General features: G+C 32.1%; 13 protein-coding genes. 2 read left to right on the plus strand and 11 right to left on the minus strand.

Features of this window, described 5'->3' with window-relative positions:
• Nucleotides 1-9: 9 nt before the first annotated feature.
• The 8 genes from AC1EU5_RS00890 to rnpA all read right to left on the minus strand — a co-directional run bounded on the left by AC1EU5_RS00890 (nt 10) and on the right by rnpA (nt 9,509).
• Nucleotides 10-1,014 (minus strand): hypothetical protein, encoded by a 1,005-nt coding sequence (locus AC1EU5_RS00890; RefSeq protein WP_480190455.1) that lies wholly within the window; start codon nt 1,012-1,014, stop codon nt 10-12.
• Nucleotides 1,007-1,825: an O-antigen ligase family protein gene (locus AC1EU5_RS00895; protein WP_480190456.1), complete on the minus strand. Its 819-nt coding sequence runs from the start codon at nt 1,823-1,825 to the stop codon at nt 1,007-1,009. The genes AC1EU5_RS00890 and AC1EU5_RS00895 overlap by 8 nt, the downstream gene beginning before the upstream one ends.
• Before the next feature lie 345 nt (nt 1,826-2,170).
• Nucleotides 2,171-3,430, minus strand: coding sequence for a DUF6418 domain-containing protein (locus AC1EU5_RS00900; RefSeq protein ID WP_480190457.1), 1,260 nt, complete (start codon nt 3,428-3,430; stop codon nt 2,171-2,173).
• A complete protein-coding gene (locus AC1EU5_RS00905) occupies nt 3,427-4,440 on the minus strand; it encodes a hypothetical protein (RefSeq protein WP_480190458.1) in 1,014 nt (337 codons plus the stop codon). Before AC1EU5_RS00905 ends, AC1EU5_RS00900 begins: the two co-directional genes overlap by 4 nt.
• A gap of 250 nt (nt 4,441-4,690) precedes the next feature.
• Nucleotides 4,691-5,719, minus strand: coding sequence for a hypothetical protein (locus tag AC1EU5_RS00910; RefSeq protein ID WP_480190459.1), 1,029 nt, complete (start codon nt 5,717-5,719; stop codon nt 4,691-4,693).
• A gap of 6 nt (nt 5,720-5,725) precedes the next feature.
• Entirely contained in the window at nt 5,726-7,405 is a 1,680-nt protein-coding gene (locus tag AC1EU5_RS00915; RefSeq protein WP_480190460.1) for a DUF6909 family protein, read from the minus strand.
• A 63-nt stretch (nt 7,406-7,468) separates the two neighbouring features.
• Nucleotides 7,469-9,103 (minus strand): S41 family peptidase, encoded by a 1,635-nt coding sequence (locus tag AC1EU5_RS00920; protein WP_480190461.1) that lies wholly within the window; start codon nt 9,101-9,103, stop codon nt 7,469-7,471.
• A gap of 10 nt (nt 9,104-9,113) precedes the next feature.
• Nucleotides 9,114-9,509 (minus strand): ribonuclease P protein component, encoded by a 396-nt coding sequence (rnpA, locus tag AC1EU5_RS00925; protein WP_480190462.1) that lies wholly within the window; start codon nt 9,507-9,509, stop codon nt 9,114-9,116.
• Nucleotides 9,510-9,599: 90 nt separating this feature from the next.
• Here rnpA and AC1EU5_RS00930 point away from each other — a divergent pair, with 90 nt between their 5' ends.
• Both AC1EU5_RS00930 and AC1EU5_RS00935 read left to right on the plus strand, forming a co-directional pair.
• Nucleotides 9,600-10,778 carry an acyl-CoA dehydrogenase family protein gene (locus AC1EU5_RS00930; protein WP_480190463.1) on the plus strand — a complete coding sequence of 393 codons (1,179 nt, stop codon included), beginning with the start codon at nt 9,600-9,602 and terminating at the stop codon, nt 10,776-10,778.
• 19 nt (nt 10,779-10,797) lie between these two features.
• Nucleotides 10,798-11,199, plus strand: coding sequence for a hypothetical protein (locus AC1EU5_RS00935; RefSeq protein ID WP_480190464.1), 402 nt, complete (start codon nt 10,798-10,800; stop codon nt 11,197-11,199).
• A gap of 205 nt (nt 11,200-11,404) precedes the next feature.
• Here the strand turns inward: AC1EU5_RS00935 and AC1EU5_RS00940 are convergent, their stop codons facing one another.
• From AC1EU5_RS00940 to porZ, 3 genes are read right to left on the minus strand one after another with little or no spacing between them, the layout of a single operon-like run.
• Nucleotides 11,405-13,870, minus strand: coding sequence for a TonB-dependent receptor (locus tag AC1EU5_RS00940; RefSeq protein ID WP_480191080.1), 2,466 nt, complete (start codon nt 13,868-13,870; stop codon nt 11,405-11,407).
• 2 nt (nt 13,871-13,872) lie between these two features.
• Nucleotides 13,873-14,589 carry a DNA repair protein RecO gene (recO, locus tag AC1EU5_RS00945; protein WP_480190465.1) on the minus strand — a complete coding sequence of 239 codons (717 nt, stop codon included), beginning with the start codon at nt 14,587-14,589 and terminating at the stop codon, nt 13,873-13,875.
• A gap of 2 nt (nt 14,590-14,591) precedes the next feature.
• The gene (porZ, locus tag AC1EU5_RS00950; protein ID WP_480190466.1) at nt 14,592-16,931 is read right to left on the minus strand and encodes a type IX secretion system anionic LPS delivery protein PorZ; all 2,340 of its coding nucleotides are present in this window, start codon (nt 16,929-16,931) and stop codon (nt 14,592-14,594) included.
• Nucleotides 16,932-16,950: the final 19 nt, after the last annotated feature.

Genomic DNA, 16,950 nt, shown 5'->3' on the forward strand with positions numbered 1-16,950 from the left:
TATCTTTTTCTAATCATCTAAGCTTACATTAACCTTAACTCCGGTTCTTTGTTTAAGCTTTTTTCTAAGATTCTTGTTTGTCCCTCTTTTAATTAATGTATCTATAGTAAACGGTCTAAACGATTCACCTATATCAAAATTGTAAACATAATGAGCTTTGGAGTCATTAACATCTATTATTACTTTACCAATTCTTGAATTATGAGCATTCTTTATCCATAAGCCTGAAAGTTCTTTTTGTTCACCTTCAATTCCCCCTTCCATAGGTTTCATTCCATCTGTAGATCCAATACCAAAATTTGCGATATATATATAGTTGATATTGATCTTTTCGCCAGTTAAATAAACACCATGTCTATCTGAGGAATTAATCATTACAGAGTCTATTTTAACACCTGATGGTTCATTATTGTGACCATGAATTGCAAGAGCTGCTTTAATATAATTTTCAGTCTCTCCTGAAATAAGGTCATTTACTATTAATTTGTTTATTGTAACGTTCTTGCTTCCCGCATGAATAGAGCACCCCATGTTTCTTTTTTTATTACCACTAAGTAATGTGTCAGATTCTAAGGTCATTTTGTCTATTTCAATATTACTGGACTCTCTTACATACACTTTGACTAAGGTAGATAAATGTCCTTCTAGATTAATATCTTCGGAATTTTTTATACTAATCGCTCCATTAAATATTGCTTGATTGAAATTCAATGTTAGGTTCTTTCTACCCTCAATTGTAAGGGCTCGTCTATAAAGACCAGAAGGGAATTTTAATCTTATTCCTTTTTCAGCAATATCTAAAAGCACTTCAATTTTATCTTTATGTAGTTTAGGGTGCTCTCCAATATTTCTATCTGGAAACACGCCATATCGGCGTATATCATCTATACTATAGGTGCTGTTGATAGTATATAAAGAGTCTAATAGTTCCTTTTGAAAATTTTCTCTGTTTTCACTTTCATTTTTACATGAGAATAAGATAATAATTACAAAACCAATTATAAATTTATTCATTGATTAGCTTGTTAGAAATGATAATTAGTAAAGCTGCTAAATATACACCTACCTGTCTGTCTAATATGTTTTCCACAAATGAGAATGACAATACAGAAAATAGCAACAATATTGGTAATAAATCTCTTCTTTTAAAACCTTTAAAAACAATTAAAATAAATGGTAAAAGATAAAAAGTAACTCCGAGAATTCCTCCTCTAAGTAATTCATTAATAAACTGATTGTGTGTATTATAATTTTTCGTTACGAATCTCGTTTTGTCAGGTAAATGTTCAAAAATAACATCTTCTTTATAATAATTCAAAAGTGCTTCTCTTATGGTTTGTTGTCCGCCCAAACCAAAAATGAATTTTGAGTTATCGTTAAAAATATTCTTAGCTCCTTTCCAAATAATAATTCTAGCATCATATTTCATTGAATAAAATCTGTGCTGAATAGGGGTATCATTTTGTCGTATCATTATGAATCCCATAATTAGCATGGTTATGAAAACAAGTATTCTTTGATAATTTGTTTTTAATTCATAAAGAATAATAGCTATTCCTGAAGCTATAATAATAAGAAACGCTAGTCTGGCTGAAATTAATATCACCAGTACGAATGCTAACACAGACGATAATAGTGCGAAGTAGTTTCTTTTTTGTTTAAAAATGAAATAACTTATAATAAAATTGAGTGTAGAAAAATAACCTACATATGGTCGTTCAAATCTTAATATTTCATTCACCTTAGCATAGTTTCTAAGTGCTATTTTTTTTCCTTCTGAAAAATAATAGTAGTCTACAATCCCATAAACAGCAATTATTTGCATAACAATTATCCCAAAACAAAGAAAATAAAGACCCTTTATGATTTCTTCTTTGTTTAGCGATGATACCGCTATAGGAATTAATAGAAGCGGAAGCATCTTTATATAATTATTGAATTCTATAGAAAATAGACCTGAAAAAAAACCTATAGTCAAGATATAAAAAAAGAAAAGTATGAGTGAAGAATGAATTAATCCTTTAATAGATAGTTTGTTACTATTTAAAAAAATCGTGGCAATCAAAAGAACTATTAGAAGTATATTGTCTATCAAAAGCCATAATGGTAGAAAGAACATTAAACCACAATAGATATAATGGATGTTTTTACGGAAAAAGTTAAAGTTCATTTATTCTCTGATTTTTTTGGTCGACAAGTAAATCAAATATCTAAATAAAAGGAAGAGGGTTAAAAGTAATAACGGTATTTTAAGTCGACTAAAATAGGCCATTGTAAAGCTAAAATTAACCCATACCAGAAGTTGAAAAAAAACGATGCTTAAAAGTATAGAATTTCCTTTTATTAACTTAATTAATATTATTTGAAAAAGGGACACAATAGATATTAAAATAAAATTAACTAGTAGTGCAATGCCTAAAGGAAAGATTCTAATAAGAATAGACGGATACGCATTCGTCCAGCTTACTCCCCTAGTGGTTACAGAAATATAATCTTCATAAGACGACGGCCAAAATTCTAGCATTAATATGTGCATCCCCTTCCATAATTCGGTTAAGTCCCATGAGTTAGGTTTTCCAAGGTAAACATATTGTTCGACAACCCCCCAAAACAAATGTGCTTGAAGTCCAAATGCTCTGTAAAAAACAGATTCTAAGGGTGTTAACCCAATATGTTCAAACGGGTTTCTAAGAGAATACGTGTACCAAACCAATAAAAACAATGCTAGCGAAATAACAATGGAATATCGATTAAAAATCCACTTCAGTTTAAAACGAATTCTCCTTTCTGAAGAAAAGTATAGTACGATGATTATTCCGTAAAGAGCTATTATGAACCCGGAAAATTTTTGCCCAACCAATACTAAGTATATTATGTATAGAGTAGAAAGTACAATAGATATTTTTTTATTATATCTAAATAGTAAAGTTGAGCCAAAGATCACAAAAACCATAACATTGCCTACTATTGGTTTTAAAAATGGGAAACGAGCGTGTTCCCAAAAATTAAACTTCGTGACTGAATCTGAAAAAAAAGGTATTGGTGAAGAAAGAATATTTATAAGTGCCATGGACATAATCACGAAAAGCATAAAACTCGTGATTTTCTCTTCTTTAAGTTTTAAAAACCTAAACTTAGTTACCTTAAGGTTTTTAAAGGCTTCGTTAAAAATCTTTTTAAAGAATATTAACGATAAAATGGTGGATACGTAAAATAAGAACAAAATAAGACTACTGTACACAAAATATCCTTCTCTTGCCTGTTCATTTATATAAACTCCTGATTCAATTTCTATTAAGGATAAAAACATCCAGATATATTGAGCTAGAATCATAAAGGATATAACTAATAATCCTATATCTTTTTCAAGTAAATAAAATAATAATAGTATTGCAATTAAGGCTATTAATATGTTTACAATTAATGTCAACGATAAATCTTAAATTCAAATTTTTCAAAAATTGGCTGTAGTGACACATTGTATTTCAACAGGACATTAAAATCTACTTTTTTCTTTAAAGCATCATCAATTTCTAAATATATATTTAGTATTGCACTTGAATCAAAAGCATAAATGAATTTCGACTCTAATCGATCAAAGTATACATTTTCAAGAGATTTGTGTTCGCTTAAAACCTCAACATCCCTTTTCTCAAATAATTGGCCCAACATTGTATAATCTATTCGTTTGCCATGTCTATGGGGTTTATAATAAACTTTAGAGATACGATTAAAGTTCGGGTCATTTTTTACAATAGTAACTAATTCCTTTAATCTTTCATTGTAAAGTTTCTCACCAAACATGTTAATATAGGGCTCCTGACCAATAATTAGTACAGTATCTTTCAACGTTGGCCTTTTACAATAATATGCTAAAAGAGCTGATTTCTCAGGGAAAAGTGATAATTCTGGCACTCTTACATACTGCTTCAAAACATGTTCATATTCAATACCACTCGAATGTCCTTTATAAAGTTTAAACCTTATACCTAGCAAATTACTTAGAAACCATTTAATATAAATTTTCTTTTTAGATATAGATTGGATGGTATGTGGGTGGTAATTTAACGTTCCATCTTCCACAACTATTCCAGCAATATTCCTATTGAACGATAGTAAAAGATAATTTGTAAGAATATCCTCAACATAGGTAAAAAAAAGAGTTATATTATTTTTGTTTTTATAAGGTTGAAGAAGGTATATTAATTTTTTGTAGGTAATAATTTTATGAATTATACTTTTTAAAGAAGAAATAATACCTGAAGATCTATTATCGAATGATTCATCAACACTAACAACAGTATCCCAAAGTTGACTATCAATGGGTAAAGCAGTGCTAGTAATTAAGACATTCTGATGTGCCTCATTTATTTCGTTTTTAAGAAGTATTTCATAGGAAGCTATTTGATTTCTTGAAATTCCAACAAAAAGATTAGTCATATCGCTACTTTTTTACTGCATAATATCTTAGATAAAATAATAATACATTCTTTAAATCAGGAGCAATAGCGCTACCATAAATGCACATTATGTCCGTTAATAATATTGTCATAGTTAAGCTAAGTAGGACAAAAGTTGTTATAAACTTTTTAAACCGTTGTTGAAATGGTGTTTCAGTTTACTGAAAGAGTTATGAGCAAATTAAAAAAAATGCTAATTCTTGATTACTGTAAATCCTCTAAAAAAGTCTTTACTTGTAATTCAGTAAATATCTATTTAATCTAGAGCCCAGAATAGAAAGCACTACCAAACTGAATAATCCCAAAGATAACCTAAAAGTATATTTTTTATGAAACTCTCGTTCTTTTGTTCCTACGTTATTAAATGATGAAACCACATTCAAAATCTCGGTGCTATTCGCCCTTTCTCTATTATTGGCAAGCAATTCTTCATTCAGCTTCAAACTCTCATTAAACAATTCTACCTCTTCTGTCTTCTTTACTCCCTGTGCTAAGGTTATACTTGTTCCTGTTTCCTGCTTTTTAGCCTCAGTGATTAATACTTCGTTATAGATTTTTCTTAATGTATCTATTTCTTTTAAAGATTTTGCCAATACCTGCTCATTCTGTAACAGGTTTTGGTCATTTATTCTTTTTTGCTGTTCATAATACGGGTTGTTCTCAACTGCATTAATAATTGGAGCGCCCAGCTTTTCAAATACGGTACTATTTTCAGATTTTACCTCAATCTCGTGATACTTATAGTCTAAATCTGTAAATCCCCTCTTGAAATCATTAAAAGAAATATTGTTAGCTACAGCTGTATCGGCTCTCTGAAGAAATTCATTAAATACTTCATACTTTTCATTTTCGTTTTTTACAGGCTCTATATAAAATCTTTTAAGCTGAGAAGCTTCTTTTATTGTTATAGCTAATACTTCTGAAAGCCTAGAGCTATCTTTCTGTCTCACTAATTCATCTAAATAATCAACCGAATTATATAGTTGTTGAGTACTGTTAAAGTTTGGTTGTACTATCATAGTTGAGCTATATACTTTGGGGGTAACTAGGTCCAAATAAACACCTATTCCGGCACCCAATAAGGTAGCTATTCCCAATTTCAACGCATTATTACGCAAGAATAATAAAAACAGTATAAAGTAATGATAGATGCCTTTAAAGAACTGACCTATAACTTTGAAAAAATTCTGAAAACCTTTTCCAATAACTTTAAAAAGTGCCCCTAAATCTACTTCTTCATTAGTATTTTGTGTAGACATATTGTATTAAAATATTTGTTCTAATATTTTTTGCGTAATTAAATAGGTAGGTCTAACTCCTGAAGTTCCTAAACCTCCTGAAGCTAACGTGCTGCCAGTTTCTAATGGGTTATCAGAGGCATAATACGCATATCTAACCTTAACATTTTTAGAAATATTTCCACGTATTTTTGAGGCCGATTGAATTGCCTTTTGATAATGTGCGCCTTCCATTTCCAAGCCAATAGAATTCCACGTAGAATCTTTAAAAAATTGCAAAATATCTTTATTCTGTAAAGAAGTACCTAATACAGTTACCATAGTGCCTTCATACACACCAACTCCATTGGCTTCCAAATCTTCTTTTTTCAGTTCATTCTCAAACGGATAATTATCCGCTGTACCTTCAAAAATATGTGCAGAAGGTATCATTATGTCGCTCTTACCCCCTTCTAATATACCTGCTTTTCCCATTATAGACACAGATTGAACATTCATATGATGCAAGTTTTGATTTTTGCACGTAAAAGGTTTAAGTAGTTCATCCATTGTTTCAAAAGCCTGTTCGCCAAAAGCATAATCCATTACAATAATGATAGGCATTTCTTTTAATCCTTTGGTGTTTTCTTGGGTATAGTTTGTTTTTGAAAAATCTATTTTATTTGTATCAATAACTTGTACGTTAATATTGGTTCCCGAAGCATCCTTAATATAAATCAATCCCATTTCTGCAGCACCTTCTTTCACTTTTTTCTGAAGGTCACTACTTGAACTTTTACTCAACAATTCAAACAAGGCTATTTCTTCATTTGGTTTGACTTTTTCTGGAATCAATACCGGTGCATAAATTGAGTTCATTACACTGTGCATATTGGCACTAATGATATGAATTGGCCTGTTGATTAAGCCTTTTTGTTCTAGGACTCTTTTAATATTATTTGCCCATATCTCACCATAAATGTGATGTCCTATACTTTCTCGAAGTGTAGAACTAAAAGTTATAGTTCTCTTTTTTCCTTCTAAAGTCTCATTTAATGATAAATGCCCCAACCAAAAAACAATCTCAAAAAACCTATTTGGATTTTTATCAGTAGAAAAAATAGTATCTACGGCTTGAACTTCATCAAAGGTTCTTCCTAGAATTGTGGCTACATGCGTCAATAAAACTTCATGTTCTTCTTGAGAGACCTTTTTGTTGTTAAGAACCACTTCTTTTAATCGCCCCCATTCTCTAATAGTGCTTTCATCTTCATCATCTAGCACTTTGCTTTTTATCTTATTTGATTCAATATATAAAAACGTAAGATGCGTAAGAATGTCATAAATTTCAGATCTTCCTCTTGTAATTTCAATATTCATCTGATCTTTGTCTATTCTGTAACAATTACGTCTTCTTTTAGCAGGAATAATAGGTTTAAAATGAGAATCCTGATATCCTTCATCAGCCGTAAGATTAATAAACTGACACTCTTCTATGCCTTCAGGCAGCCTTTCAATAACATAAACTAAACCATCCAATTCTGCCTTCTCCTCTGCTATAGAACCATAAATTTCAGGGCGAAGTGATAAGAGTGATTCCCGTAGGGTTTTACCTGATACACCACCAGGTTTATAAAACCCACGATTAAAAAGGTGGCGCATAGTAATGTAAAGGCGTTCAATAGCCCTTGAAGATTCCTGTGATCTGGTAGGTTTGATAGAACTCATAAAAAAATTTGAACAAAGATATCAATTCTCAACAAAGATTATTCTTTTGATCAAATTAAGCGTTTACTTTAAAATATTAGTATATTTCTTACTGTTCTTTAATAAATCTAATGCTTGTGTAATGTAGTGATCGTTGTGAACCTTATTAATATATTCTCCTTTTTTGTAGTAATATCTTTTTACAATTTCTGAAGCTAACTCTTCCTTAATTTCTTCTTTGTTTATATTTAAGTCATTGATTCGTTCAGACCTTAGTTTAGCTTGTAGGTCTTTATAAACATTTTTAATGGAATTACTATACTTTTCTTTTTCTGCTTGATTTAGTGCATTCTCAAAACTTAACTCTGTTTTTGTTTTGAAAGATGTGTCTTCTTCTTTTAAATACTTAACAAACTTATCATAGTCTGTATTAGAAATGGAAAAAGTCTTAGCCTCATTGACCGCAGGATTTGAATGATAGTATAGTGTTGCGAAATTAAAAATGGCACTTGAATTTAATAATGCTTTTGTTGCCTCAGTTTCTTTGGGTTTTTCAAATTCTATATCTGGTTGAATTCCGCCTCCATCATATACGGTTCTACCATTTCTGGTTTTAAAAGCGTTTCTCTTATTTTCTGAAAACTTTGGCACATTTCCATTTTCATCTCTGTTTGTATAATCCAATTCCTGAATACTTCTGCCGCTGGGCGTATAATACTTAGAAATTGTCAATTTTAATTGAGTACCATAGGTTAATTTTCTGTAACGCTGCACCAGCCCTTTTCCAAAAGAACGCTCACCAATGATGACTGCCCTATCAAAATCTTGCAAAGAACCCGCTAATATCTCAGAAGCTGACGCCGATTTTCTATCAATCAATACTGCAATTGGAATATTTAAATCTATAGGCTCCTTTTTTGTTTTATAAACGTCACTCCACTTTTTCACTTTTGCTTTTGTTGTTACAACTGTTTCATCTCGGGGTATAAAAAAGTTGACTATTTCAATAGCTTCATTTACCAATCCTCCAGGGTTTCCTCGTACATCAAGAATTAGCTTTTTCATGCCTTGAGCCTTTAAGTCTTCAAATGCATTTTTTACTTCAGAAGATGCTTTTTGATTAAACTTAATAAACGATATATAACCTACTTCATCATCAATCATACTATAGTAAGGAACAGGGTTTACTTCTATTTTTTCACGTTCAAGCTCAACATCTAAAGTTTTATCCAAACGCTTAATCTTTAAATTCACTTTTGAGCCTGGAATACCTTGTAATAATGTTGACACTGCATTCTTATCATAATTTTTTACTAATACATTATTTACACTTAAAATTTCATCTCCGGCTTTCAAACCAGCTTCATCTGCAGGTGCTCCTTCATGAGGCTCAATAATTACTAGTTTATCATTAATAAATCCAGATATTGCACCAATACCTCCATATTGGCCGGTTGCATTGATCTTTGCATTCTCTACTCCTTGCTCGTCATAAAATCTTGTATATGGGTCTAAATCTTCCAACATGTGCTCAATGGCAGCATCAGTTAGTTCTGCAGGATTAGTTTCGTCTATATAATACATATTCAATTCTTTGAATAACGTAGTAAATATTTCAATTTGCTTAGCTATCTCAAAGAAATTAGATTTATATGAAACTGATATAAATGTGATTGAAACGAGTAATACAGCTACACCAACTTTCTTCAAATATCTCATAGGGTCTGATTTAAATTTTAAGGGTATTTTCTTCTTCTGTTACTTTTTTGACGAATTTTTCAAGTAAACTTATCATTTTATCCTTTATAAAAACGTATTTATGTTGTTTTTCGTCTGTGTAAATGATCATAATTGCATATTTTTCATGAAGAGTTTCGTATACATGATTTTTTTGGTACCTGTATGCTTCCCGAATCAATCGTTTTATGTGATTTCTTTGAACTGCCTTTTTTATTTTTCTTTTTGGAACAGATACTCCCATTTGTATAGGAAAATTACCTTGATGATCAATCTTTATAAAAACTAATTTCAAAGGAAAGTTAGATACAGATACTCCATCCTTAAACAATTGTTCAATGATCTTTTTACTCTTTAGTCGTTCTTGCTTGGTAAATGTGAATCGCATTGCAACAAATGTAACTAATAAAATATTGCTTAGAAAACGATGTAGTAGAGCGAATATTAGTACTTTTGAAGAACAAAAATTAAACTTAAAATGTCTCAAGATTTATTTCAAGCTCCTGACTATTATCAGCTAGATGAATTGCTCAATGAAGAACATTTATTGGTACGTGATGCAGCACGTGAATGGGTAAAACGAGACGTATCTCCTATTATTGAAGATTATGCTCAAAAAGCTGAATTTCCAGATCAAATTATTAACGGATTAGCAGAAATTGGTGCTTTTGGTCCATACATCCCTGAAAAATATGGAGGCGCTGGTTTAGACCAAATTTCCTATGGATTGATTATGCAAGAAATTGAACGAGGTGACTCTGGTGTAAGAAGTACAGCATCTGTGCAATCTTCTTTGGTTATGTACCCTATTTGGAAATATGGCACTGAAGAACAACGAAAAAAATATTTACCAAAATTAGCATCTGGTGAATGGATGGGATGTTTTGGTCTTACTGAGCCTGATCATGGTTCTAACCCTGGAGGAATGATTACTAATTTTAAGGATATGGGTGATCATTACTTACTTAATGGAGCAAAAATGTGGATTTCTAATGCACCTTTCGCTCAAATAGCGGTTGTATGGGCAAAAAATGAAGAAGGTAGAGTACATGGACTCGTTGTAGAACGAGGTATGGAAGGTTTTTCAACTCCTGAAACTCATAATAAGTGGTCGCTAAGAGCCTCTGCAACTGGTGAGCTTATTTTTGATAATGTTAAAGTCCCTAAAGAGAATTTATTGCCAAATAAGTCTGGTTTAGGAGCTCCTCTAGGATGTTTAGATTCTGCACGTTATGGGATTGCTTGGGGCGCTATTGGTGCAGCAATGGATTGTTATGATACAGCACTACGATATAGTAAAGAACGCGTGCAATTCGGAAAACCTATAGGTCAATTTCAATTACAGCAGAAGAAATTAGCTGAAATGATTACTGAAATCACCAAAGCTCAGTTATTAGCTTGGCGATTGGGTGTTTTACGTAATGAAGGTAAAGCTACTTCTGCTCAAATTTCTATGGCAAAACGAAATAACGTTGATATGGCTCTAAAAATAACCCGAGAAGCAAGACAAATGTTAGGGGGTATGGGTATTACCGGAGAATATAGTATTATGCGTCATATGATGAATTTGGAAAGTGTGATAACCTATGAAGGAACTCATGATATTCATTTACTTATTACTGGTTTAGATATTACTGGGTTGAATGCGTTTAAGTAATTTTCGCTATTTTTAATGAATGAAAAAGATTTTATTGCTTCTGTTATTTCTTTCCTTTACTTCAAAAGGTTCTTCTCAACCTATAGTTTCGGATGACGGACACCCGGAGCATATAATTGCAGGAGCGGTTATTGGTGGGGCGGTTTCCTATTTTGTTTTCAAAAAAACAGACAATAAATTGAAAGCCTGGCTTATAGGATTTGCTACAGCTTCAGCCTTGGGTTACATAAAAGAAGCGGTTGATCCAAAATGGTTTGGAGGTGTAAAAAGTGATAAGGATTTTGGTTATTCAGTTTTAGGAGGTGCTATTGGGGCTAGTATAGTAATCCCTTTAAGAAAGAAAAATAAGAAAAATAAAACTCCAAATATAAGTGCTGCTTTTCAACAGGATATAAATTTATTAGGAAGCTCTTTTAATTAAGTCAAAACAAGGACACCTTTTACAACGGTTATTCTTTTGATACTTCTGACAGCATTTCGTTTTTAAATTTTTACTCGCCAGCTTCTTTTTTTTGTCCTTTCGTATTTCAATTATGGAAGACTGTGAAATAATCAGCATTATACTTGTTAAATTACAATGCAAATATAACTTTATTTAGATTGAATAAAAATAATTTAGCCGGTTTTTAAAAATTAGCCAGTATAGAAAAAGAAAAATTTCTTCCAGGAGCACTAATTGCCGATGCAAATTCTATATAATGCTGGTCAAAAATATTGTCTATTCCTAGCTGAAAATCAATATTTCTGGTCAACGGTAGTTTAGAATTAAAATTAACAGTTGTCCATGAAGGCGTGCCATAATGCATAATTCTTAAATCTTCTGCATTTTCATCAACAATAGGTGTCAATTCTATCCTGTCTATACCTTCGGTTAAATTAAAGCTCTTGGTTCTTTTTCTACCATTAAATCTTACATCTATAGCTGCTTCAAATCTGTTCTTTATATAGGATAACTCAATCATTCCAAAAAGAGGTGGTATAGATGATAATGGTTCTTCGGTATCGTAGGCTTCACCTTTAGTTAAGGTTAAGGAAGCTTTTGACCTTAAATTACTCGTAATGGCTCCACTAAAGTTAAAAGTACCTCCTAATACATAGGCTTGATCTCTATTTACATTCGCGACAATAGTACCCTCCTCCCCATCGAAAAGTATGGTAGAGCTTCCGTTTAATAGGAAGTTTTCTCGAATAATATAATTATCTAAAAGGGTATAATATGCCGTGAGACCAAAGTGAATCTTTTTATTATTAAAATATCTTAAAACGCCCAGTTCTGCATTATAAGCATACTCAGGTCTTAAACTAACATTAGGCACTGTAACGTCTCCTCTACGCTCACGTACTTTACCTACATCATCTAAATTTGGGGATCTGAACCCTGAAGACAATACTCCATTAATCTGCCAATTAATTGTTGGTTTATAAACATATCCCACAGTTGCTGTAAATGCAGAATTTGCCAAATAAATATCATTATCAGGTAATGTTATGAATGTTTCATCATTCCATTTCGCATTTAAATACGTATCTGTAAAGCGAATTCCCGTGTTTAAAGTAGATCTACTACTAATATCTTGCCTGTAATTAATATAAGCAGCTGCACTGGTATATGAGCTTCCGCCATCTGCATACCTTGCCTGTACAGGAAATGTATCTGCTACTCCAACAATTTGGTTTCCGTCTACTTCCAATGTTTCTCCAAGTGGAGTAGATCTTAGATCATTATGGGTAACCTCAATGCCGTAAGATAAAATTCTATTTTTTGATGTGGTTAGTGGTACTGAAAAATCAGCATTTATACTAAAAACATCAAGCTCTTCAGTACGAGTGGTTCTGTCTAAGCTTCCAAAACGCCTGTTGATTCTTGCTTCTTTAATATTTTGATACGCTGCAGTTATAGTTCCGTTACTTAAAAATCGCTTTTCAGGTCTTATCTCCAATTGTGATGACAGCAATAATCTTTTTTGGGGCCCATAATGCCATTCCGCAAAACGCAATTCACAGTCTCTATATTCTATCAACCTATCAAACCTAGGAATATCAGAAGAATTACTGTATTGAAAATTAAAAGATAAATTGGTATTTGTAGATAAAGGAATCAAAAATTTCTGCAAAATATCAATTTGATCATATCCTGTATTTCTTTGAATATTAGAATCTGAGTTTACCATTGGTTCATCATTAAAAAATGAATCTGTATTATTAGAATACTCAAAAATTCGGCCCCAATCTTCAAAGTCATGCGCTCTGTTTTTCCCCATCTTTAAATCACCAAAATCACTAAAGGAAATACTTGTATAAGATGCCCACTTTGGTAATTGCAGCTCTATGCCACCCTGCATTGTTCTCTCATTATTTATGGTGCTATATCTAGATAAAAAAGTGCCATTTATTTGTGCTTTTTCACTCACATTTGGCTTTCTGGTATAATAATGAATCACACCACCTAAAGCATCAGAACCATAAATTACTGACGAGGGGCCAAAAATAACTTCCGTTCTATCTAATAAATTAGGTGAAACAGTAATAGAATTTTGTAAATGTCCCTTCCTGTATATAGCATTATTCATTCTAACACCATCTACAACTAATAAAACGCGATTAGCCTCCATACCTCTCAATACAGGACTACCACCACCAAACTGAGACTTTTGAACCTTTATTCCTGGAATTTCAGCTAACATATCTGCCGAGGTTTGTGGTGCGCTTCTTTGAATATCTTTTATAGAGAAAACTTCAACCTGTTCGGCTATTCTTTTTCTTAACTCTCTACTCTTTGAGGCTGACAAAAAAACTTCTTGAAGTTGTTGAGTCTTATTCACCAGTGAAATTATTTTTTTACCCGTAATTAACCTTTTCTGAACTTTATAATCTGTATAATTTATATGGTTAAAGGTAAGAATGTCATTTATAGAAAAAGGAGAGATATCTATCTTGCCATTAGCGTCTGAAACGGCTTGAATAGACTTATTTTTATTGAGAACTGTTACTCCCAAAATGGGCAGTTTTGTTTCATTATCTAAAACCGTAATTTGCTGTGCAGATAGTATAGAAAAGGAAAGAATAAAAAGTAAAGTAATAGCTCTCTTCATATTCACTCAAATACAGTTTTTAAGACAGTTAAAGATTTGGGTTTGTAAAATCCGGGCAAATGTAGTTCAAAATATTGTATCAGAATATTAAGTAGTTCTTGCCTTGATTTACCATTTAATGTTAATCTCTGTAATCCATCAAAATTTATGCCGAGCAGCTCTTTAAAGAACTTTAAATTTTCTCCAGATATATAATTGTTATAAGGCCTTTTATCAGTAAAGTATCCTTCTTGTAAATCAAAAAATGGCAAATCCAGATTCTCATTGTCAGGATAAAAACCTAAATACTTTGTAAGATTTACTAAAAAGACTATATGAAAATTGGTCGTTTTTTCATTCGAATCAAACCATTTTAACGAAGACTCAATGTATTCAAACAGTCTGATGTTTGATTCCTCTTCGCGGATAGATTTTGCCAAAACTTCTGACAAAAAAATAGTTATTGTTTGTTTTTTGATATTGTTAAAAATAGAGGAATAAGGATATGCTATCTTTACTTCTTTAATAAAGTGCAATTCTCTTTTTGGATTATGATTTGCTATGATTTCTAGCTGAGATAGAGGCTGAAAATACGCAGGTTTTAGTTTTCCTTTTCTTGATTTTAATGCCCCTTTAAGCAAATAACTTTTTAACCCATTCTGAGTATAGCATTTTACGATTAAGTCTGCATCACTATATTTAATTGAACTTAATACAATAGCCTTTAGTGTGACTACCATTACTAATTGATAATTGCTATTTTCGTTGATGACGTTTCTGACCTATCGGGTAATGTCAACAGCACAATATAAACTCCTGAAGCAACTCGCTTGCCGGCCAGATTAGTTTTATTCCAAACTACCTTTCCACCACTTAGTTCTTGACCTTCAATAACATTAGTTTCATACACTAATCTACCAGCACTATCTAAAATCTTAACATTTGTTCCTCTTGGTAAATGCGTGCCGTTTCTTCCATCAATGGTTACAACAGTATGTTCTTTTTTAACAGGATTTGGGTATGCATATACTTCACCTAAATCATCTCCAAAAGGGGCAACATTACTATTAAAAGCAACCATACCTTTGTCTGTAGCAAAATATACCTTTCCAGTACTATCATCTACTTTAACTTTAATAATTCTATTAGATGGTAGCGGTGAATTACTTGCATTAAATGTGTAGAGTGTTTCCTGACCTGAAGGGTTCGTTGCAATAACACCTCCTGTTGCGGTTCCGAACCACTTATTGTCAGCACCATCAATAGCTATTGAAGAAACCAATTGTTCCCCTAATAATCTTCTAGCCACTCCGTCATCTTCTATAATTACTGGATTAGCATCATACGTTGTAGCTTCAAATATTCCGCCAGCATTTGAAAAAACCACCAGTCCTTGTTGAGTTCCAATCCAAATTCTATTATTTCTATCAACGGCAATTGAAGGGGTAAAAGCATCGGGTAGTGAACCTCTACTTAATTCTGTGGTTAATGCTCTCATTCTATTACCTGATTCATTAAATACCAATACACCATTTCTTCTGGAACCAATCCATACACTACCCGTTCTATCTACCTCTAATTCTGTTAGGCCAAACGCGTCATTAGTAATAATTGAGCTCAAATCAAAACTTGACCAAGTACCACTGGGTGACAACTTCTTTAACCTATTATTTATCCAAGCGTTAGCTACCCATAAATTGCCCTGATTGTCAAAAGCGGTACCATTAATTCTAATGCTTCTGTAATTTGGGTTAGATGGCAAAACAATTGATTCTAACCCACTGTTTGTTTGATTTAAAAACTCAATAGGTTCATCATTTTCAATAATGAGTATTCCTCCGGTATGATTTGGGTTATTTACTCCATCTTGAGACCAAGAGCTGATATACACTTTATTCTCATTTTCTGGATCAATCGTCACATTGACTAAATCCTTGACTGGAAATGAACTATTTAAAGGTATTTTGATCCAATCCTCACTATTAAAATGACTTACATCTCTAATAAGTCCTAAAGGTGTAAAAGCTGCATCATAACCTCCGTAAACCATCCAAATATTGTTGTTTTCAACAGTAACGGAAAAAATATCGTTAGATATGGGCCCTTGAGGGTGAATCTCTAAATGGGTTACTGAATCTATAAATGTCCGCTGTAAAATGCCAAATTCTGAAGTGCCCAGATAAAGTATATCATTTTCCGCGTAAGCGATGCTCAAAGCGTAATTAAAGTTAGTAGTAGGGTCAGCTATAGCAGCAATATTCATAGAAGTATTAAGAACTCTTGCTTGTCGAAAGCTTGTAATCGTCAAAAAATCTTCACTGGCATATAAGTTTAGTACCTCAGACTGCAATAAAGAAATAGATTGCAAAGTGTTGGGAGAAGTAATATTAAAAAGTTCATTTCCTTTAGAAGTAAATAATTCAGTGTTAAAAACTTCCATTGTTTTAAAATTTCCTATAAGATTCCCTTGTGGTTGAAGCCAGTTATTAAAATCAATTAGGTTTGGATTAGTAGCATCTGCAGAAAAAACACCTAGTTCAGTAGCAGCATAAATTCTATCTTCAAAAACTTCTATTTCATTGATTAAAACTTCTGAAGATCCGTTCCCTATAAAGTATGTATCTCCAAATTCCAATCGATCTATGTTATACACCACAACTGCAAACGGAGTAGCCAACAATATCTTATTCCCAAAAGAAGCAATATCATTAATTTGTTTTTCGCCTGTAATACTTAAACGCTCAATATCATTAGAAATAGTAATTTTTCCCTCGTTATCAATCACTTCAATGAGCCCTGTTTCATAACCAATCACGAGTTTTTCTGTAGCTTCATCATAATAAATACTCGAGGTACTTTCTCCTGAAAGACCTTGAACCGATGATAGTTTTTCTATTTCTTGAGTAACAACATCATAAATAAAAACAGCATTGTCTGTCGCGGCATAAATTTTGTCACCTGCCTTAGTAAAATCCTTAACATTATTATAGGAATAAAAATCTTCCCAATTATTACTAAAATCGGTTTGACCGAAACAAAAAAAAGGAGAGAATGCAAGAAAAAGAATAAAAATCTGCTTCATTAAAGGCTAAATAAACTGC

The organism is Maritimimonas sp. 2405UD52-3 (genome assembly GCF_056591715.1).

Bases quoted from the DNA above. Each gene is read 5' to 3' on its own strand.
- AC1EU5_RS00890 (WP_480190455.1), bottom strand. From the start codon at position 1,014: ATGAATAAATTTATAATTGGTTTTGTAATTATTATCTTATTCTCATGT.
- AC1EU5_RS00895 (WP_480190456.1), bottom strand. From the start codon at position 1,825: ATGCAAATAATTGCTGTTTATGGGATTGTAGACTACTATTATTTTTCA.
- AC1EU5_RS00905 (WP_480190458.1), bottom strand. From the start codon at position 4,440: ATGACTAATCTTTTTGTTGGAATTTCAAGAAATCAAATAGCTTCCTAT.
- AC1EU5_RS00910 (WP_480190459.1), bottom strand. From the start codon at position 5,719: ATGTCTACACAAAATACTAATGAAGAAGTAGATTTAGGGGCACTTTTT.
- AC1EU5_RS00915 (WP_480190460.1), bottom strand. From the start codon at position 7,405: ATGAGTTCTATCAAACCTACCAGATCACAGGAATCTTCAAGGGCTATT.
- AC1EU5_RS00920 (WP_480190461.1), bottom strand. From the start codon at position 9,103: ATGAGATATTTGAAGAAAGTTGGTGTAGCTGTATTACTCGTTTCAATC.
- rnpA (WP_480190462.1), bottom strand. From the start codon at position 9,509: ATGCGATTCACATTTACCAAGCAAGAACGACTAAAGAGTAAAAAGATC.
- AC1EU5_RS00930 (WP_480190463.1), top strand. From the start codon at position 9,600: ATGTCTCAAGATTTATTTCAAGCTCCTGACTATTATCAGCTAGATGAA.
- AC1EU5_RS00935 (WP_480190464.1), top strand. From the start codon at position 10,798: ATGAAAAAGATTTTATTGCTTCTGTTATTTCTTTCCTTTACTTCAAAA.
- AC1EU5_RS00940 (WP_480191080.1), bottom strand. From the start codon at position 13,870: ATGAAGAGAGCTATTACTTTACTTTTTATTCTTTCCTTTTCTATACTA.
- recO (WP_480190465.1), bottom strand. From the start codon at position 14,589: ATGGTAGTCACACTAAAGGCTATTGTATTAAGTTCAATTAAATATAGT.
- porZ (WP_480190466.1), bottom strand. From the start codon at position 16,931: ATGAAGCAGATTTTTATTCTTTTTCTTGCATTCTCTCCTTTTTTTTGT.